General features: G+C 67.4%; 20 protein-coding genes. 9 read left to right on the plus strand and 11 right to left on the minus strand.

Going from position 1 to position 19,101, the window contains the following annotated elements; translation table 11 throughout:
* Positions 1-2: 2 nt before the first annotated feature.
* The 5 genes from hisC to mtnA all read right to left on the minus strand — a co-directional run bounded on the left by hisC (position 3) and on the right by mtnA (position 7,387).
* Positions 3-1,112, minus strand: a complete 1,110-nt coding sequence (hisC, locus tag N5D30_RS21470; RefSeq protein WP_279910636.1) for a histidinol-phosphate transaminase — start codon at positions 1,110-1,112, stop codon at positions 3-5.
* Between the two features lie 27 nt (positions 1,113-1,139).
* A complete protein-coding gene (pheA, locus tag N5D30_RS21475) occupies positions 1,140-2,237 on the minus strand; it encodes a prephenate dehydratase (protein ID WP_279910637.1) in 1,098 nt (365 codons plus the stop codon).
* The gene (gene serC, locus N5D30_RS21480; protein WP_279910639.1) at positions 2,237-3,322 is read right to left on the minus strand and encodes a 3-phosphoserine/phosphohydroxythreonine transaminase; all 1,086 of its coding nucleotides are present in this window, start codon (positions 3,320-3,322) and stop codon (positions 2,237-2,239) included. The genes pheA and serC overlap by 1 nt, the downstream gene beginning before the upstream one ends.
* Positions 3,323-3,330: 8 nt before the next feature.
* Positions 3,331-6,099 (minus strand): DNA gyrase subunit A, encoded by a 2,769-nt coding sequence (gene gyrA / locus N5D30_RS21485; RefSeq protein ID WP_279910640.1) that lies wholly within the window; start codon positions 6,097-6,099, stop codon positions 3,331-3,333.
* Between the two features lie 211 nt (positions 6,100-6,310).
* On the minus strand, positions 6,311-7,387 hold the full coding sequence (gene mtnA / locus N5D30_RS21490) for an S-methyl-5-thioribose-1-phosphate isomerase (RefSeq protein ID WP_279910641.1): 1,077 nt from the start codon (positions 7,385-7,387) through the stop codon (positions 6,311-6,313).
* 105 nt (positions 7,388-7,492) lie between these two features.
* Between mtnA and N5D30_RS21495 the strand changes: the two genes are divergently transcribed.
* The 5 genes from N5D30_RS21495 to N5D30_RS21515 all read left to right on the plus strand — a co-directional run bounded on the left by N5D30_RS21495 (position 7,493) and on the right by N5D30_RS21515 (position 12,148).
* On the plus strand, positions 7,493-8,827 hold the full coding sequence (locus tag N5D30_RS21495; protein ID WP_279910642.1) for a TRZ/ATZ family hydrolase: 1,335 nt from the start codon (positions 7,493-7,495) through the stop codon (positions 8,825-8,827).
* A gap of 13 nt (positions 8,828-8,840) precedes the next feature.
* Positions 8,841-9,539 carry a bifunctional 2-polyprenyl-6-hydroxyphenol methylase/3-demethylubiquinol 3-O-methyltransferase UbiG gene (gene ubiG, locus N5D30_RS21500; protein ID WP_279910644.1) on the plus strand — a complete coding sequence of 233 codons (699 nt, stop codon included), beginning with the start codon at positions 8,841-8,843 and terminating at the stop codon, positions 9,537-9,539.
* Positions 9,540-9,544: 5 nt separating this feature from the next.
* On the plus strand, positions 9,545-10,216 hold the full coding sequence (mupP, locus tag N5D30_RS21505; RefSeq protein ID WP_279910646.1) for an N-acetylmuramic acid 6-phosphate phosphatase MupP: 672 nt from the start codon (positions 9,545-9,547) through the stop codon (positions 10,214-10,216).
* A 62-nt stretch (positions 10,217-10,278) separates the two neighbouring features.
* Positions 10,279-11,019 (plus strand): YciK family oxidoreductase, encoded by a 741-nt coding sequence (locus tag N5D30_RS21510; protein WP_279910647.1) that lies wholly within the window; start codon positions 10,279-10,281, stop codon positions 11,017-11,019.
* Between the two features lie 202 nt (positions 11,020-11,221).
* Positions 11,222-12,148, plus strand: coding sequence for a GGDEF domain-containing protein (locus N5D30_RS21515; RefSeq protein ID WP_220812826.1), 927 nt, complete (start codon positions 11,222-11,224; stop codon positions 12,146-12,148).
* Positions 12,149-12,290: 142 nt separating this feature from the next.
* Here the strand turns inward: N5D30_RS21515 and rluB are convergent, their stop codons facing one another.
* The 6 genes from rluB to N5D30_RS21545 form a co-directional block, all read right to left on the minus strand.
* Positions 12,291-13,448, minus strand: a complete 1,158-nt coding sequence (gene rluB, locus N5D30_RS21520; RefSeq protein ID WP_279905603.1) for a 23S rRNA pseudouridine(2605) synthase RluB — start codon at positions 13,446-13,448, stop codon at positions 12,291-12,293.
* Between the two features lie 92 nt (positions 13,449-13,540).
* Entirely contained in the window at positions 13,541-13,726 is a 186-nt protein-coding gene (locus N5D30_RS21525; protein WP_220812824.1) for a DUF1289 domain-containing protein, read from the minus strand.
* A gap of 78 nt (positions 13,727-13,804) precedes the next feature.
* Positions 13,805-14,587: an SMC-Scp complex subunit ScpB gene (gene scpB / locus N5D30_RS21530; protein WP_279910648.1), complete on the minus strand. Its 783-nt coding sequence runs from the start codon at positions 14,585-14,587 to the stop codon at positions 13,805-13,807.
* Positions 14,588-15,286, minus strand: a complete 699-nt coding sequence (locus N5D30_RS21535; protein WP_220812877.1) for a ScpA family protein — start codon at positions 15,284-15,286, stop codon at positions 14,588-14,590.
* 110 nt (positions 15,287-15,396) lie between these two features.
* On the minus strand, positions 15,397-16,029 hold the full coding sequence (locus N5D30_RS21540; protein ID WP_220812822.1) for an L-threonylcarbamoyladenylate synthase: 633 nt from the start codon (positions 16,027-16,029) through the stop codon (positions 15,397-15,399).
* Between the two features lie 13 nt (positions 16,030-16,042).
* Complete coding sequence (locus N5D30_RS21545; protein WP_279910649.1) at positions 16,043-16,903, minus strand: PHP domain-containing protein; 861 nt, start codon at positions 16,901-16,903, stop codon at positions 16,043-16,045.
* A 65-nt stretch (positions 16,904-16,968) separates the two neighbouring features.
* Between N5D30_RS21545 and N5D30_RS21550 the strand changes: the two genes are divergently transcribed.
* The 4 genes from N5D30_RS21550 to N5D30_RS21565 are packed head-to-tail and all read left to right on the plus strand — an operon-like array spanning position 16,969 to position 19,006.
* Positions 16,969-17,559 (plus strand): septation protein A, encoded by a 591-nt coding sequence (locus N5D30_RS21550; RefSeq protein WP_279910650.1) that lies wholly within the window; start codon positions 16,969-16,971, stop codon positions 17,557-17,559.
* A gap of 1 nt (position 17,560) precedes the next feature.
* Positions 17,561-17,860: a YciI family protein gene (locus N5D30_RS21555; protein WP_220812819.1), complete on the plus strand. Its 300-nt coding sequence runs from the start codon at positions 17,561-17,563 to the stop codon at positions 17,858-17,860.
* 52 nt (positions 17,861-17,912) lie between these two features.
* The gene (locus N5D30_RS21560; protein WP_279910651.1) at positions 17,913-18,314 is read left to right on the plus strand and encodes a translation initiation factor 2; all 402 of its coding nucleotides are present in this window, start codon (positions 17,913-17,915) and stop codon (positions 18,312-18,314) included.
* Positions 18,315-18,328: 14 nt separating this feature from the next.
* Positions 18,329-19,006, plus strand: coding sequence for a response regulator transcription factor (locus tag N5D30_RS21565; protein WP_279910660.1), 678 nt, complete (start codon positions 18,329-18,331; stop codon positions 19,004-19,006).
* The last annotated feature ends 95 nt before the right edge of the window (positions 19,007-19,101 follow it).

Consider the following 19,101-nt stretch of genomic DNA (forward strand, 5'->3'; position numbering starts at 1 on the left):
GGTCAGCCACGGAGAATCCGCTCCAGCGCTTCGAGGAAGCGGGCGTTCTCCTGTTCGGTGCCGATGGACACGCGCAGGAAGGTCGGCATGCCGTAGCCGGCCACCGGACGCACGATCACCCCGGCCTGCAGCAGAGCCTGGTTGATCGGCGCGGCGTCGCGAGCGAAGTCGACGGCGATGAAGTTGCCCTTGCTGGGAATCCAGCTCAGGCCCAGGCCGCGGAAGCCGGCCTCCAGCTGCGCCATGCCGGCATCGTTGGTGCGGCGGCTGGCGGCCAGGTAGTCGGCATCGTCCAGCGCGGCGCAGGCCGCGGTCAGGGCCAGGCTGTTGACGTTGAACGGCGCACGCACGCGGTTGAGCACGTCCGCCACCTGAGGCGAGGAAAGCGCATAGCCGACCCGCAGCGAGGCCAGGCCGTAGGCCTTGGAGAAGGTGCGCGAAACGAGGAGGTTCGGGTAGCGCGCCAGGTAGTCGAGGCCATCCGGCAGCTCGTCGCCCTCGGCGTACTCGATATAGGCCTCGTCCAACACCACCAGCACGTTCTCCGGCACGCGGGCGAGGAAGCGCTCCAGCGCGTCCGGGCCGAACCAAGTGCCGGTCGGGTTGTTCGGGTTGGCGACGAACACCACGCGGGTATTGGCGTCGATGGCCGCCAGAATGGCCTCCAGGTCATGACCATGGTCCCTGGCCGGCACCACCTTGCTCTGGGCACCGACCGCCTGGGTGGCAATCGGATACACGGCGAAAGCGTACTGGCTGAACACCGCGTTCAGGCCCGGCGCCAGCCAGGCGCGGGCGACCAGGTCGAGAATATCGTTGGAGCCGTTGCCCAGAGTCACCTGGGCCGGGCTGACGCCACAGCGGGCTGCCAGCTTCTGCTTCAGCTCGAAGCCGTTACCGTCGGGATAGCGGGTCAGCTCGGCCAGTTCGACGCGGATCGCCTCCAGCGCCTTGGGCGACGGACCCAGCGGATTCTCGTTGCTGGCCAGCTTGACGATGCCGGCAGGATCGAGATCCAGCTCGCGGGCCAGTTCGTCGACCGGCTTGCCCGGCACGTAGGGCGAGAGTTTCTGCACGCCCGGCACGGCCAGGGCGAGGAAGTCGCAGCTCATTGAGCTCTCCTCAGACAATCACGCGGCTCAGAGAACCGCTTTCGGGTAGGAACCCAGCACCTTCAGGGCGACGGCTTCGCCGTTGATCTTTTCCAGCACGTCTTTGATCAGCGGGTCTTTGTGGTGGCCGACGAAGTCGATGAAGAACACGTAGGTCCACTTGCCGCTGCGCGACGGGCGGGTCTCGATGCGGGTCAGGTCGATGCCGTTGGTGTGGAACGGCACCAGCAGCTCGTGCAGAGCACCCGGCTTGTTGCGCATGGAGACGATGACCGAAGTCTTGTCGTCGCCAGTCGGCGGCACTTCCTGGCTGCCGATGATGAGGAAGCGCGTGGAGTTGTCCGGACGATCCTCGATCTTTTCCTGCAGCTTGGTCAGGCCGTAGAGGTTGGCCGCCATATCGCCGGCGATCGCCGCCGAGTTCCACTCGCTCTTCACCCGCTTGGCCGCATCGGCGTTACTGGAAACTGCCACGCGCTCGACGTTCGGGTAGTGCGCATCCAGCCACTTGCGGCACTGGGCCAGGGACTGGGCGTGAGAATAGATGCGGGTGATCTTGTCGGTCTTGGTGGTCTCGCCGACCAGCAGGTGGTGGTGGATGCGCAGCTCCACCTCGCCACAGATGACCATGTCGTGCTCGAGGAAGCTGTCCAGGGTGTGGTTGATCGCACCCTCGGTGGAGTTTTCCACCGGCACCACGCCGAAGTTGACCGCCCCGGCGGCCACTTCGCGGAACACTTCGTCGATGGCGGCCATCGGCACGCTGATCACCGAGTGGCCGAAATGCTTCATCGCCGCCGCCTGGCTGAAAGTGCCTTCCGGGCCGAGGTAGGCGACCTTGAGCGGCTGCTCCAGGGCCAGGCAGGAGGACATGATCTCGCGGAACAGCCGCGCGATCTCCTCGTTGTCCAGCGGCCCCTTGTTCAGCTCCATGATGTGCTTGAGCACCCAGGCCTCACGCTCGGGGCGGTAGAACACCGGCTTCTCGCCTTCCGGCAGGGAGGCCATCTTGACCCGCGCCACGTCCTGGGCGCAGCGCGCGCGCTCGCTGATCAGCTCGAGAATCTTCTCGTCGAGGCTGTCGATGCGAACCCGCAGCGCCTTGAGCTGATCGGCGTCGCTCATCAGCCGTGCTCCTTCTCGAACTCGGCCATGTAGGCCACCAGGGCCTCCACGGCATCCAGGCCGGTGGCGTTATAGATGGAGGCACGCATGCCGCCCACCGAGCGGTGGCCCTTGAGGTTGAGCAGGCCACGGGCGTCGGCGCCGGCGAGGAAGGCCTTGTCCAGCTTCTCGTCGGCCAGGCGGAACGGCACGTTCATCCAGGAGCGGGCACCCGGCTGGATCGGGTTGCTGTAGAAGTCGCTGGCATCGATGGCCTTGTACAGCAGGTCCTTCTTGGCCTTGTTGCGCTGCTCCATCGCGGCGACGCCGCCCTGCTCCTTCAGCCACTCGAAGACCAGGCCGGAGAGGTACCAGGAGTAGGTCGCCGGGGTGTTGTACATGGAGCCGTTGTCGGCGGCGATCTTGTAGTTGAGCATGGTCGGGCAGACGCTGCGGGCGCGGCCCAGCAGGTCTTCGCGGACGATGGCGACGACCAGGCCGCTCGGGCCGATGTTCTTCTGCGCGCCGGCGTAGATCAGGCCGAACCTGGACACGTCGATCTCGCGGGAGAGGATGTCCGAGGACATGTCCACCACCAGCGGGGTGTCGCCCACCTCGGGAATCCAGTCGAACTGCAGGCCGCCGATGGTCTCGTTGCTGGCGTAGTGCACGTAGGCGGCGTCCTTCGACAACTGCCACTCGTTCTGCCCGGGAATGGCGAAGTAGTCGTAGCCCTTGGCGCTGGCGGCGACGTTGATGTTGCCGTAGCGACGCGCTTCCTCGATGGCCTTCTTCGACCAGATACCGGTCTCGATGTAGTCGGCAGTGCCATCTTCCGGCAGCAGGTTCAGCGGAATTTCGGCGAACTGCTGGCTGGCGCCGCCCTGCAGGAACAGCACCTTGTAGTCGTTGGGAATGCTCAGCAGGTCGCGCAGGTCCTGCTCGGCCTTCTCGGCGATGGCCACGTACTCGTCGCTGCGGTGGCTCATCTCCATCACGGAGAGGCCGCGCCCCTGCCAGTCGAGCATCTCGGCCTGGGCGCGCTGCAGAACGGCGGTGGGCAGCGCGGCCGGGCCGGCGCAGAAGTTATGGGCTCGTTTGCTCACTTCGACTCTCACTCTTCGCTGTTGCCGGTATCCGCGCCCTCTTCGGCGTCGGTCACCGCATCTTCGTTCTGCTCGCCGGCCTCGCCTTCCAGCGCCTCCAGCTCATCCTCGTCGCCGCCGGACGGTTCCTGCACCCGCTCGAGGCCGACCAGGGTCTCGTCCTTGGCCAGCTTGATCAGGGTCACGCCCTGGGTGTTGCGCGAGGAGAACGACACTTCGTCGACGCGGGTACGCACCAGGGTGCCCTGGTCGGAGATCAGCATGATCTCCTCGCCGCCCTGCACCTGCACGGCGCCGACCAGCTTGCCGTTGCGCTCGTTGATCACCATGGCGATCACGCCCTGGCCGCCACGACCACGACGCGGGAACTTGCCCAGACCAGTGCGCTTGCCGAAGCCACGCTCCGAGGCGGTGAGGATCTGTGCGCCGGATTCGGGGATCAGCATGGAGATCAGCTGCTGTTCCTTGCCCAGACGCATGCCGCGCACGCCGCGGGCGGTACGGCCCATGGTGCGCACCATGCTCTCGGCGAAGCGGATCACCTTGCCGGCGCTGGAGAACAGCATGACTTCCTTGGCGCCGTCGGTGATGGCGGCGGCGATCAGGGTGTCTCCCTCGTCCAGGCGCAGGGCGATCAGGCCGCTGGAGCGCGGCTTGCTGAACTGCACAAGCGGAGTCTTCTTCACGGTGCCGAAGGCGGTGGCCATGAAGATGTAGGCGCCGGTGGGCTCGGCCACCAGTTCCGGGGTATCGCCTTCGACTTCCTCGACTTCCGGCTCAACCACCTCGCCTTCGAGCACGGCGCCCTCGGCCTCGTCGAGTTCTTCCTCGTCGCCGGCCTCGCGCTGCAGGGCTTCCAGGTCGATCTGCAGCATGGCGGTGATGCGCTCACCCTCGTCCAGCGGCAGCAGGTTGACCAGCGGACGGCCGCGCGCGGTGCGCGAGGCTTCCGGAATCTCGAAGGTGCGCAGCCAGTAGACCTTGCCCTTGCTGGAGAACAGCAGCAGGGTGGCATGGCTGTTGGCGACCAGCAGGTGCTCGACGTAGTCCTCGTCCTTCACCCCGGTGGCCGACTTGCCCTTGCCGCCGCGGCGCTGGGCCTGGTAGGCGGCCAGCGGCTGGGACTTGGCGTAGCCGCCGTGGGAGATGGTGACGACACGCTCTTCCTCGGTGATCAGGTCGGCGATGGTCAGGTCCATCTGCGAGGCCATGATCTCGGTGCGGCGGGCGTCGCCAAACTCGGCCTTGACCTTCTCCAGCTCCTCGCGGATGACTTCCATCAGGCGCTCGGGGCTGGTCAGGATGCGGATCAGCTCGCCGATCTGGACCAGGATTTCCTGGTACTCGGCCAGCAGCTTCTCGTGCTCCAGGCCGGTCAGGCGGTGCAGGCGCAGCTCGAGAATGGCCTGGGCCTGCTCGGGCGACAGGTAGTACTTGCCGTCGCGCAGGCCGTACTGCGGGTCCAGGTCTTCCGGACGGCAGGAGTCGGCGCCGGCGCGCTCGACCATCGCTTCCACCGCGCTGGAGGCCCAGGCGGTAGCGATCAGGCGCTCCTTGGCCTCGGCCGGGGTCGGCGAGTTCTTGATCAGCTCGATCACCGGGTCGATGTTGGACAGGGCGACGGCCTGGCCTTCGAGGATGTGGCCGCGCTCGCGGGCCTTGCGCAGCTCGTAGACGGTCCGCCGGGTCACCACTTCGCGGCGGTGGCGGACGAACACCTCGAGCATGTCCTTGAGGTTCAGCATGCGCGGCTGGCCGTCTACCAGGGCCACCACGTTGATGCCGAACACGCTCTGCATCTGGGTCTGCGCGTAGAGGTTGTTCAGCACCACCTCGCCGACTTCGCCACGGCGCAGCTCGATGACCACGCGCATGCCGTCCTTGTCGGACTCGTCGCGCAGCTCGGTGATGCCTTCGATCTTCTTCTCTTTGACCAGCTCGGCGATCTTCTCGATCAGACGCGCCTTGTTCAGCTGGTACGGCAGCTCGGTGACGATGATCTGCTGGCGGTTGCCGCCCTTCTCCATGTCCTCGATCACCGCGCGGGCACGCATGTAGATGCGGCCACGGCCGGTGCGGTAGGCCTCGATGATGCCCGCGCGACCGTTGATGATGCCGGCGGTGGGGAAGTCCGGGCCGGGGATGTACTGCATCAGCTCGTCGACGGTCAGCTCGGGATTGTCGATCAGCGCCAGGCAGCCGTCGATCACCTCGGTGAGGTTGTGCGGCGGGATGTTGGTGGCCATGCCCACGGCGATACCGGACGAGCCGTTGACCAGCAGGTTGGGGATCTTGGTCGGCATGACCGCCGGGATCTGTTCGGTGCCGTCGTAGTTGGGCACCCAGTCGACGGTTTCCTTGTCCAGGTCGGCCAGCAGCTCGTGGGCCAGCTTGGCCATGCGCACTTCGGTGTATCGCATGGCCGCGGCATTGTCGCCGTCCACCGAACCGAAGTTGCCCTGGCCATCGACCAGCATGTAGCGCAGGGAGAAGGGCTGGGCCATGCGCACGATGGTGTCGTAGACAGCCGTGTCGCCGTGCGGGTGGTACTTACCGATCACGTCACCGACCACACGGGCGGACTTCTTGTACGCCTTGTTCCAGTCGTTGCCCAGTTCGCTCATGGCGAAGAGCACGCGCCGGTGCACCGGCTTCAGGCCGTCGCGCGCATCCGGCAGAGCACGCCCGACGATCACGCTCATGGCGTAGTCCAGATAGGACTGTTTCAGCTCGTCTTCGATATTGACCGGGAGGATTTCTTTGGCCAGTTCGCCCATGAGAAGCCTGGTTCCTTATTCAGGTGAAACCCCGTCACGCCCTTCCTGGGCCGGACCGGAGTCCGCCGTTGTCGCCACAGCGGGGGCGACTCACGACAAATCAACGAGTTAAGTCGTATTGGAGCGGCCCGCACGGGGCCGCCCGAGAACTGCCGGAGCTTACCACAGTCACCCGTGCAGACCTACCCCGCCGGACGCCCGGACGATGGCCTCAATGCAGGCGCTTGCGGCACATGAGCTGGGCCATTTTCGCCGCATCCGGCCGCTCGACCACGCCCTTTTCGGTGACGATCACGTCGATCAGGTCGGCCGGCGTAACGTCGAACACCGGGTTCACCGCATGCACATCGGCGGCGACGCGCTGCCCGCCGACATCCAGCAGCTCGCGGCCATCGCGCTCCTCGATGAGAATGTCCTCGCCATCCTCCAGGCTCATGTCGATGGTCGAGCTGGGCGCCACCACCATGAAGCGCACGCCGTGATGCATGGCGTTGACCGCCAGCTGATAGGTGCCGATCTTGTTGGCCACGTCGCCATTGGCGGTGATGCGGTCGGCGCCGACGATGACCCAGGTGATGCTCTCGGTCTTCATCAGGTGGGCGGCGGCGGCGTCCACGTTCAGACTGACCGGCACCCCCTCGCCCGCCAACTCCCAGGCGGTCAGGCGCGAACCCTGCAGCCAGGGCCGGGTCTCGTCGGCGTAGACCCGCTCGACCAGCCCACCCAGGTGGGCGGCGCGGATCACCCCCAGCGCGGTGCCGAAGCCGCCGGTGGCCAGGGCGCCGGTATTGCAGTGGGTAAGCAGTTTCTGCGGGCCGTCCTGGTGCTTGCGGATCAGCTCCATGCCGAGCTGGGCCATGGTCAGGTTGGCCTCGCGGTCGCTGTCGAAGATGCCGATCGCCTCGGCCGCCAGCGCCGCCCGGGCGTCCTCGCCCGCCTTCAGGCGCTGCAGGCGCTCGCGCATGCGGTCCAGGGCCCAGAACAGGTTGACCGCGGTCGGCCGGGACTCGGCCAGCACGCGGAAGTCGTCTTCCAGCGCAAGCTTCCAGTCGCCGCCGTCCGCCAGGCGTGCCCGCGCGCCCAGGACCACGCCAAAGGCGGCGGCGATACCGATGGCCGGAGCCCCGCGCACCACCATGCTGCGGATCGCCTCGGCCACGCCGGCGGCCGAATCGTAGGCCAGCCAGGCCTCCTCGCGCGGCAGCAGGCGCTGGTCCAGCAGGAACAGCGTGTCATCGCGCCACTCGATGGCCTTTACCTTCTCTGCCGCCAACAGCTTGTCGCGCATGACATCCCCGCCCGGTGAAACGAAAAGCCGCGGATTATAGCGAGCCGCCGCCGACATGGGTCAGTTATACTGCCGCCCTGTTTCCTTCAGCCTGGATACCACGCCATGCCCGAACCGCGCCAGCCGCTCGACCTGCTGCTCCTGCCTACCTGGCTGGTGCCCGTCGAGCCCGCTGGCGTCGTGCTGAGGAACCATGCCCTGGGCATCCGCGACGGCCGCATCGCCCTGATCGCGCCGCGCGCGGAGGCCATGCGCCACCCGGCCAGCGAAGTCCGCGAACTGCCCGACTGCCTGCTCACCCCCGGCCTGATCAACGCCCACGGCCACGCCGCCATGACCCTGTTCCGCGGCCTGGCCGACGACCTGCCGCTGATGAGCTGGCTGCAGGACCATATCTGGCCGGCCGAGGCCAAGTGGGTCGACGAGGAGTTCGTCCGCGACGGCACCGAGCTGGCCATCGCCGAGCAGATCAAGGGCGGCGTCAGCTGCTTCTCCGACATGTACTTCTTCCCGGAAGTGGCCAGCGAGCTGGTGCACAAGAGCGGCATCCGCGCCCAGCTGACCATCCCCGTGCTGGACTTCCCCACGCCCGGTGCCCGCGACGCCGAGGAGGCGCTGCGCAAGGGCCTGCGCCTGTTCGACGACCTCAAGCAGCACCCGCGTATCAAGGTGGCCTTCGGCCCCCACGCGCCCTACTCGGTCAGCGACGACAAGCTACGCCAGGTGCTGATGCTGGCCGAGGAACTGGACGCCGGCATCCACATGCACGTCCACGAGACCGCCTTCGAGGTACAGCAGAGCCTGGAACTGCACGGCGTGCGCCCGCTGCAGCGGCTGGCCGGCCTCGGCCTGCTCGGCCCGCGCTTCCAGGCCGTGCACATGACCCAGATCAGCGCCGAAGACGTGGCCCTGCTGGTGGAAAGCAACAGCAGCGTGATCCACTGCCCCGAATCCAACCTCAAGCTGGCCAGCGGCTTCTGCCCGGTGGAAAAGCTCTGGCAGGCCGGGGTCAACGTCGCCATCGGTACCGACGGCGCCGCCAGCAACAACGACCTGGACCTGCTCGGCGAGGTCCGCACCGCCGCCCTGCTGGCCAAGGCCGTGGCCGGTAGCGCCACCGCCCTCAACGCCCACGCCGCCCTGCGCATGGCCACCCTCAACGGCGCCCGCGCCCTGGGCCTGGATGACTGCACCGGCTCGCTGGAGCCGGGCAAGCTGGCCGACCTGGCCGCCTTCGACCTGTCCGGCCTGGCCCAGCAGCCGGTCTACGACCCGGTCTCGCAGCTGATCTACGCCGGCAGCCGCGGCTGCGTGAAGCACCTCTGGGTCGGCGGCAAGCAGTTGCTGGACGACGGCCGCCTGACCCGCCTGGACGAGTCGCGCATCATCGCCAACGCCCGCGCCTGGGGCGAGCGCATCGCCGCCAAGAATTCGCTTTGAAGAGAGTCATGCCATGAGCAACGTCGACCACGCCGAAATCGCCAAATTCGAGGCCCTCGCCCACCGCTGGTGGGACCGCGAGAGCGAGTTCAAGCCGCTGCACGACATCAACCCGCTACGGGTCAACTGGATCGACGAGCGCGTCGGCCTGACCGGCAAGAAGGTGCTGGACGTGGGCTGCGGCGGCGGCATCCTCAGCGAGGCCATGGCCCAGCGCGGCGCCACCGTCACCGGCATCGACATGGGTGAGGCGCCGCTGGCCGTGGCCCAGCTGCACCAGCTCGAATCCGGGGTGAACGTCGAATACCGGCAGATCACCGCCGAGGAAATGGCCGAGGAAATGCCCGGCCAGTTCGACGTGGTCACCTGCCTGGAAATGCTCGAACACGTGCCCGATCCCTCCTCGGTGATCCGCGCCTGCCACAAGCTGGTCAAACCAGGCGGTCAGGTGTTCTTCTCCACCATCAACCGCAATCCCAAGGCCTACCTGTTCGCGGTGGTCGGTGCCGAGTACCTGCTGCGCCTGCTGCCGCGCGGCACCCACGACTTCAAGAAGTTCATCCGCCCCTCCGAGCTGGGCGCCTGGAGCCGCGCCGCCGGCCTGCAGGTCAGGGACATCATCGGCCTGACCTACAACCCGCTGACCAAGCACTACAAGCTGGAAGCGGACGTCGACGTCAACTACATGATCCAGACCCTGCGCGAGGAGTGAGGCGCATGGCCCTGCGAGCGGTTCTCTTCGACATGGACGGTACCCTGCTGGATACCGCGCCGGACTTCATCGCCGTGTGCCAGGGCATGCGTGCCGCGCACCGCCTGGAGCCGGTGGACGACCAGCTGATCCGCGACGTGGTGTCCGGCGGCGCCCGCGCCATGGTCGCCGCCACCTTCGGCATCGCGCCCGGCGCCGAAGGCTTCGAGGCGCTGCGCCTGGAGTTCCTCGAGCGCTACCAGCAGCACTGCGCCATCTACAGCAAGCCGTTCGACGGCATGACCGAGCTGCTCGCCGACATCGAGCGCTCACGACTGGTCTGGGGCGTCGCCACCAACAAGCCGGTGTGCTTCGCCGAGCCGATCATGCAGCAGCTGGAACTGGCCGACCGCAGCGCCGTGCTGGTCTGCCCGGACCACGTCGAGCGCAGCAAGCCGGCCCCGGACATGCTCCTTCTGGCCTGCCAGAAGATCGGCGTGAGCCCCGCCGAGACCCTCTTCGTCGGCGACGACCGGCGCGACATCGAGTCCGGCATCGCCGCCGGCTGCAGGACCGCCGCCGTCACCTACGGCTACATCCACCCCGAGGACAACCCGCGCCACTGGGGCGCCGACGTGGTGGTGGACCATCCGCTGGAGCTGCGCGCCGTGCTCGAGCGCGCCCTGTGCAGCTGCTAGTCGCCGCCTGATGTCTCTCGTTTTTTCAACTTGAAGCTTGCCGCTCTCCGAAGGAGCCTCAGATGTTCGATTACCAAGCCCGTCCCGACCTGCTCAAGGGACGCGTGATCCTGATCACCGGCGCCGGCCGGGGCATCGGCGCGGCCGCCGCCAAGGCCTGCGCCGCCCACGGCGCCACGGTGCTGCTGCTGGGCAAGACCGAGGAAAACCTCAACCGGGTCTACGACGAGATCGAGGCCGCCGGCCATCCGCAGCCGGTGGTGATCCCCTTCAACCTGGAGACCGCCCTGCCGCACCAGTACGACGAGCTGGCGGCCACGGTGGAGAACGAGTTCGGCCGTCTCGACGGCCTGCTGCACAACGCTGCCATCGTCGGGCCGCGCACGCCCCTGGAACAGCTGTCCGGCGACAACTTCATGCGCGTCATGCAGGTCAACGTCAACGCCATGTTCATGCTGACCAGCACCCTGCTGCCGCTGCTCAAGCTGTCGGACGACGCCTCGGTGGTGTTCACCTCCAGCAGCGTGGGCCGCAAGGGTCGCGCCTACTGGGGCGCCTATGCGGTGTCCAAGTTCGCCACCGAAGGCCTGATGCAGGTCGTGGCGGACGAAGTGGAAGGCATCACCCAGGTCCGCGCCAACAGCGTCAACCCGGGTGCCACCCGCACCAGCATGCGCGCCCAGGCCTATCCCGGCGAGAACCCGGCGAACAACCCGGCGCCGGAAGACATCATGCCGGTCTACCTGTATCTGCTGGGCCCGGACAGCAAGGGCACCAACGGCCAGGCACTCGACGCCCAGTGACCTCGCACACCGCCGGTTTTCCGGCGGTCGGCAGCGAAGCGGCATCAGATTGCCAGCACCGGCGTCAAGGTAGCGGCGAAAGGTTGCCGCAAAGCCGCCCAGAAACATCATAACCATTTGAAATAAAAGCACTTTATTAAAGTGGCACAGAATTCGCTCTAGCTCTCCCAACAAGGCGCTCAAGCGCCGGAGGTCGAGCAGCATGAATTCCACCATCCCTTCCAACACCATCGATTTCGACGCCGCCAAGCTGCAACGCCTGGGCTATGCCAGCCGCAACCAGCCGCTGCTGAAGCCGGTCACCCTGGCCCAGCTGCGCCAGCAGCTCAGCCTGCAGTTGCAGACCTCGCTGGAAGTCGATCGCATCCTCGGCCTCTTCTTCCAGCAGGTGCAGCGCCTGGTGCCGCTGAGCGCGCTGAGCTACCAGCTGGCCGCCTGCGACCTGCGCCTGGAACTCGGCGAGCGCGCCAACCACTCGACCGCCTACCGCCTGAGCCACCAGGGTGAATACCTGGGCGAGCTGACCTTCCGCCGTCACCAGCGCTTCAGCGACGAAGAACTGGGCCAGCTGGAATCCCTGCTCGCCAGCCTGCTGTTCCCCCTGCGCAACGCCCTGCTCTATCGCGCGGCCCTGCAGAGCGCGCTGCGCGACCCGCTGACCGATACCGGCAACCGCATCGCCATGAACCAGGCCCTGCAGCGCGAAGTCGACCTGGCCCGCCGCAGCATGCAGCCGCTATCCGTGCTGATGCTGGACATCGACCACTTCAAGAGCATCAACGATCGCTTCGGCCATGCCACCGGCGACGAAGTATTGAAGGTCGTGGCCGCCGCGCTGAAGAACAGCCTGCGCAACATCGACATGGTGTTCCGCTACGGCGGCGAGGAATTCCTGGTGCTGCTGGCCAATACCAGCCGCGAGGCGGCGCAACTGGTGGGCGAGCGCCTGCGTCTGGCGGTGATGGGCCTGCAATACGTCGAAGAAGGCCGCACGCTGGAAATCTCCATCAGCCTGGGTTGCGCCACCCTGCTGGCGGGCGAGTCCCCGGAAAGCCTGCAGCGCCGCGCCGACAACGCCCTGTACGTATCCAAGCGCGAGGGCCGCAACCGCCTGTCCATGGCCGGTTGAGAAACGCCAGACGACAAAAAGGGGCTCCGCGGAGCCCCTTTTTGTTGGCTATGCACATCGTAGTGCGAGCTGCTGTAGGGTGCGCCATGCGCACCAACAAGCCCGCACATGCCCCAGTGCGCACAGCGCACCCTACGGCCGCTTAGCGCTTGCGGCCAAAGCCCGGGCGCTGGCCGTCGCCCGCTGGCGGACGCTTGCTCGGCGTGGCCGGGCGCGGCTTGCGGGCCGGCCGGTCGGCCAGTTCCACGGCCGGACGCGGCGCGCGCTTCTTGTTCACCTCGGACGGACGCTCGGCCACCGGCGTGCCACGGCTGCCATGCTCGCCCGACGGCTTGCGCGGAGCGCGCTGCGGGCGATCCTCGCCTCGCGGAGCACGGGCGGGACGCGGCGGCTGGCCGGCGGCCTCGGCGCCCTCATGGGAAGGACGCAGCACACGCTTGGTCCGCTCGCCGCGGCCCAGCGGCTTGGCCGCCTTGCGCTGCAGGCGATCGAGCTTCTCGCGCGTCTTTTCCTTCATCGCCGGCAGGGCTACCGGCTTGAGGCCGACCTCCTCGCTGAGAATGTCCACCTCGCGCTGGCCCATTTCGCGCCAGCGCCCCATTGGCAGATCGGAGGTCATGAACACCGGGCCGAAACGCACGCGCTTGAGGCGGCTGACCACCACGCCCTGGGATTCCCACAGGCGGCGCACCTCACGGTTGCGACCTTCCATCACCACGCAGTGATACCAGTGGTTGAAACCTTCGCCGCCGGGCGCTTCCTGGATGTCGGTGAACTTGGCCGGGCCGTCTTCCAGCATCACGCCGGCCTTGAGCTGCTCGATCATCTCCTCGGTGACCTCGCCACGCACGCGCACGGCGTATTCGCGGTCCATTTCGTAGGAGGGGTGCATCAGGCGGTTGGCCAGCTCGCCATCGGTGGTGAACAGCAGCAGGCCGGTGGTGTTGATGTCGAGGCGGCCGATGTTGATCCAGCGGCCCTCCTTCGGGCGAGGCAGGCGGTCGAACACGGTCGGCCGGCCTTCCGGATCGTCGCGGGTGCAGATCTCGCCTTCCGGCTTGTTGTAGATCAGCACGCGGCGGGTCACCTGGGCGTCTTCGCGCTTGAGCAGCTGGCCGTCGACGCTGATGGCGTCACGGGCCTCGACCCGGGCGCCCAGGGTCGCCACGGCGCCGTTGACCTTGACCCTGCCGTCGGCGATCCACTGCTCGATGTCGCGGCGCGAGCCGAGGCCGGCGCGGGCCAGGACCTTCTGCAGCTTCTCGCCGCTGGGACGGGGTTCGAATTCGGATTCACTCATCTGGGCACCTCCCGGTGTAACTGAGGATGAAAAAGGCCGCGCATCATACGCGGAACGCCGCGACCGCGCACGGCCGACTGACTATAGCCCGCTCAGCGGCTCTTGCGCCGGCCGGTGGCCTCGAAAGCCAGCAGGCGCAGGTCGGCCTCGGCCAGCAGGGCGAAGCGCTCGGCCTTGTCGAGCTTCTTCCAGGCCTTGATCTCGCGCTTGCTGCGGCCGCAGCCGACGCAGATGTCGTCGTCGAACTCGCAGACCTTGATGCAGGGACTCTTGCTCATGGCGCCAACCTGTCGGGAAAAAGCGTCGCCAGCATAGGACGGAACGAAGTCGGGCCGGGATTGAAAGTCTCAATCCGGTCAATGCAGGGAGTCGCCGGCATCCAGCGTCTCGCCCTGATCCTCTTCCGGCTCCTCGGTCCGCGGCAGGTCGTCGAAGTCGATCTTCAGGCCCTGTTCCATCTGGTCCAGTTCGACCAGCAGGCTGCGGAAACTGGTTTCCTCGCGCGGCTCGGCCGCCTCCTGCTCTTCCCCCTCGGCATCCACCCTGGCCTGCAGCGCAGCCGGCACCGGCATGTCGTCATCCAGCGCCAGCACAGGCTCGGGTTCCAGTTCGCGCAGGACGGCCAGCGGCGGCAGTTCTTCCAGGCTCTTCAGGTTGAAGTAGTCGAGGAAGGCGCGGGTGGTGGCGAGCATGGCCGGCTTGCCCGGCACGTCGCGGTAGCCGACCACGCGGATCCAGTCGCGCTCCTGCAGGGTCTTGACGATCTGGCTGTTGACCGCCACGCCACGGATGTCCTCGATCTCGCCGCGGGTGATCGGCTGGCGGTAGGCGATCAGCGCCAGGGTCTCGAGCATCGCTCGGGAATAGCGCTGCGGGCGCTCCTCCCACAGGCGGCCGACCCAGGGGGCGAACTTCTCGCGCACCTGCAGGCGGTAGCCGGAGGCCACTTCCTTCAGTTCGAAGGCCCGCCCCTCGCAGGAATTGCGCAGCACGTCCAGCGCCTCGCGGATCTGCGCGGGCTCCGGCCGCTCGCCCTCTTCGAACAGCTCGCCCAGGCGCTCCAGCGACAGCGGCCGGCCCTGGGCCAACAGCCAGGCTTCCAGCAGGGAAGCGAGTTCCTTGGGGTCGTTCAGGTTCATCTATTCGGCTCGGGCGCGGACGTGGATGGGTGCGAAGGGCTCATTCTGCACCAGTTCCACCAGTTGTTCCTTGATCAGTTCGAGCACCGCCATGAAGGTGACCACCACGCCCAGGCGCCCCTCCTCCGCGGCGAAAAGCGCGACGAACGGCACGAAACCGGCGCCCTTGAGCTTCTCCAGCACCTCGCTCATGCGCTCGCGGGTGGACAAGGCCTCGCGGGTCACCTGGTGGCTCTCGAACATGTCGGCGCGGCGCAGCACCTCGGCCATGGACAGCAGCACCTCTTCCAGGCTGACGTCCGGCAGCAGCTTGCGCGCCCGTGCCTCGGGGGCGTCGAGGCGCGGCACGCTGATGTCGCGACCGACCCGCGGCAACTCGTCCAGGCCCTCGGCGGCGGCCTTGTAGCGCTCGTATTCCTGCAGGCGGCGGATCAGCTCGGCGCGCGGGTCGTCTTCCTCTTCCTCGATCTCGGACGAGCGCGGCAGGAGCATGCGCGACTTGATCTCGGCCAGCATGGCGGCCATCACCAGGTACTCGGCGGCCAGCTCCAGGCGCACCGACTTCATCAGCTCGACATAGCCCATGTACTGCTTGGTGATCTCGGCCACCGGGATATCGAGGATGTCGATGTTCTGCTTGCGGATCAGGTACAGCAGCAGGTCCAGCGGGCCTTCGAAGGCTTCGAGGAAGACCTCCAGGGCGTCCGGCGGGATGTACAGGTCCAGCGGCAGCTCGGTGACGGCCTGGCCGTAGACGAGGGCGAACGGCAGCTCCTGCTGGGCGTTCGCCTGGCTGTCGACCTGCTCGCTCACGCCTCATCCTTCTGGAACGGCGTCGGATCGCCACAGCCGACGCGGAACACCTCGGGCTCGCCATCGGCCAGGTTGACCACGGTGGAGGCTTCCAGGCCGCCGTAGCCGCCGTCGATCACCAAGTCGACCTGGTGTTCGAGGATCTGGCGCATCTCGTAGGGATCGCTCATCGGCAGCTCTTCGCCCGGCAGGATCAGGCTCACGCTCATCAGCGGCTCGCCGAGCTGTTCGGCCAGGGCCAGGGCGATGGGATGGGCCGGCACCCGCAGGCCGATGGTGCGGCGCTTGGGGTGCAGCAGCATGCGCGGCACCTCGCGGGTAGCGTTGAGGATGAAGGTATAGGGCCCGGGCGTGTGGGCCTTGAGCATGCGGAAGGCGCCGGTATCGACCTTGGCGAACAGGCCGATCTGCGACAGGTCGCTGCACACCAGGGTGAAGTTGTGCTTGTCGTCCAGCTGGCGCAGGCGGCGGATGCGCTCCACCGCGCCCTTGTCGCCGATCAGGCAGCCGATGGCGTAGGAGGAATCGGTTGGGTACACGATCACCCCGCCGCCGCGGAGGATTTCCACCGCCTGCTTGATCAGGCGCGGTTGCGGGTTTTCCGGGTGGACCTGGAAGAACTGGCTCATGAACTCTCCCTGCTCAGGCGGTAACAGCGCGTGCATGATCGAAGCGCTCCCATAGAGGAGACAGGTCTTCCGGCAGCGGACGGTACATGCCGAGCTCCGACCAGTCGCCAGGGGCGTGGAAATCGCTGCCGACGGAGGCCAGCATGCCGAACTCGCGGGCCAGGATGGCCAGGCCGCCGACCTGCTCGGCCGGCTGCAGACCGTTGACCACCTCCAGCGCGTGGCCGCCGGCGGCGATGAAGTCGGCCACCAGGCGGCGCCGCTTGCTGCGGGTGAAGTCGTACTGCCAGGGGTGCGCCAGGCTGATCCAGGCGCCCGAGTCCGCGAGCGTGCCCACCGTCTGCTCCAGGCTAGGCCAGTGCTGCTTCACGTCGCCCAGCTTGCCCGAGCCCAGCCACTTGCGGAACGCCTCGGCGTGGTCGCGCACATGGCCGGCACGCACCAGGAATTCGGCGAAGTGCGGCCGAGCCGGCGCGTTGCCGCTGTCGCCCAGGCCCTGCTGCACCTCGCGGGCACCCTCGAGGGCGCCGGGCATGCCCTTGGCAGCCAGCCGGTGGGAGATTTCCTCGGCGCGCAGCCAGCGGCCCTGGTGCAGGTCCTCGATGGTCCGGCGCAGGGCCGGCGCATCGGCGGCGAAGTCGTAGCCGAGCACATGGATGGTCGCCCCGCCCCAGGTGCAGGACAGCTCGATACCGTTGATCAGGCGCAGGCCCAGCCCGTCCGCCGTGCGCCGTGCCTCGGCCAGCCCCTCGAGGGTGTCGTGGTCGGTCAGCGCCAGCACCTCGACGCCCCGGGCGTGGGCGCGCTCGACCAGCACGGACGGCGCGAGTACGCCGTCCGAGGCGGTGCTGTGGCAGTGCAGGTCGACCTTCATGCGGCGTCTTTCGTTAATGAGGTTGTTTGTTATTATGCCGCCACATCCCGCTTCTGGCTGCCGCCGTGAAACAATTCATCGATTTCATCCCGCTCATCCTCTTCTTCATCGTCTACAAGCTCGATCCCCGCACCGTCGAACTGGCCGGCGACAGCGTCGAGCTGGGCGGCATCTTCAGCGCCACCGCCGTGCTGATCATCAGCTCCCTGCTGGTCTACAGCGCCCTGTTCGTCCTCCAGCGCAAACTGGAGAAGAGCCAATGGCTGACACTGCTGGCCTGCCTGGTGTTCGGCAGCCTGACCCTGGCCTTCCACAGCGAGACCTTCCTCAAGTGGAAGGCGCCGGTGGTCAACTGGCTGTTCGCCCTCGGCTTCGCCGGCAGCCACTTCATCGGTGACAAGGTGCTGATCCAGCGCATCATGGGCCACGCCGTGAGCCTGCCGCAGCAGGTCTGGACCCGCCTCAACCTCGCCTGGATCGCCTTCTTCGTCTTCAGCGGCTGCGCCAACCTGTTCGTGGCCTTCACCTTTCATGACATCTGGGTCGACTTCAAAGTTTTCGGCAGCCTCGGCATGACGGTGATTTTCCTGATCGCCCAGGGCATCTACCTGGCCCGCCACATCCACGACGAAACCCCGCAGCAAAGCAAGGACTGACATGCTCTACGCCATCATTGCCAGCGATGCCCCCGAGTCCCTGGAAAAACGCCTGGCCAGCCGTCCGGCCCACCTGGCGCGCCTGGAGCAGCTGAAGGCCGAGGGCCGCCTGGTGCTGGCCGGCCCCCACCCGGCGGTGGACAGCAACGATCCCGGCCCGGCCGGCTTCTCCGGCAGCCTGATCGTCGCCGAGTTCGAATCGCTGGGCGCGGCGCAGAGCTGGGCCGACGCCGACCCCTACCGCGCAGCCGGCGTCTACGCCAGCGTGGTGGTCAAGCCGTTCAAGCGGGTACTGCCCTGATCCAACGAGCCGACGCGGGTCCATTCGCACCTTTCGGAAACCGGAGTTCCCCATGCGCCAAGGCACGTTCTATCTGCTGCTCGTCGTTCTCTGCGCGGCGCCCGCGCTGCATGCCGAAGAATCCCAACTTCCGGCAGCGCCAGGAGTTTCCACACCCGCCGACGGCGCCGAACAGATCGCCGCGCTGCAACGGGAGCTGACGGAGAGCCAGCGCCTGCTCGTGGAAGCCCAGGCCGCCTCCGGCGAGCGCGAGACCGCGCAGATCGGCCGCCTGCGCCAGGACAACCAGCGCCTCAAGCTGCAGCTCAAGCAGGCCCAAGCCGAACAGCCACCGCGCCTGCTCAGCGAGCAGCAGCTGTGGTTCGCCATCGGCGCCGGCACCGCCCTGATCGCCTTCATCGTCGGCCGTCTGAGCGCCGCCGGACGCGGCCGGCGCCGCAGCGAATGGGCCTGAACGTGAGCGCCGCCATGACCGACCTGCTGCTGATCGACGACGATCGCGAACTCTGCGAGCTACTGGCCAGCTGGCTGCACCAGGAAGGCTTCGCCGTGCGCGCCAGCCACGACGGCGTCAGCGCCCGCGTGGCGCTGGCCGAGCAGACGCCGGCGGCGGTGATCCTCGACGTGATGCTGCCCGACGGCAGCGGCCTGGAACTGCTCAAGCAACTGCGCAGCGACCACGCCGAACTGCCGGTGCTGATGCTCTCGGCCCGCGGCGAACCGCTGGACCGCATCCTCGGGCTGGAGCTGGGTGCCGACGACTACCTGGCCAAGCCCTGCGACCCCCGCGAACTGACCGCCCGCCTGCGCGCCGTGCTGCGCCGCAGCCTGCCGGTGGCCACGCCGTCGCGGCTGGAACTGGGCGACATCAGCTACAGCCCGCAACGCGGGGTGGCCTGCCTCGGCGAGCACGAGATCAGCCTGACCCTGTCCGAGGGCCGCATCCTCGAAGCCCTGCTGCAACAACCCGGCGAGCCGGTGGACAAGCAGACCCTGGCCCGGCTGGCGCTGGGCCGCAAGCTGACCCTGTACGACCGCAGCCTGGACATGCACGTCAGCAACCTGCGCAAGAAGCTCGGCCCACACCCGGACGGCCGCCCACGCATCGTGGCCCTGCGCAGCCGCGGCTACTACTACGCCCCCTGAACCCTGGCTTTACCCAGCCTTTACCCTCCGCTGACCGCGCCTGACCTTGCCCTCCCTAGACTGAGCTCATCCGGTAATCCACCGGCCCAGAGAAG

It is taken from the genome of Pseudomonas sp. GD03875 (genome assembly GCF_029840585.1).
Lineage (GTDB): Bacteria > Pseudomonadota > Gammaproteobacteria > Pseudomonadales > Pseudomonadaceae > Aquipseudomonas > Aquipseudomonas paralcaligenes.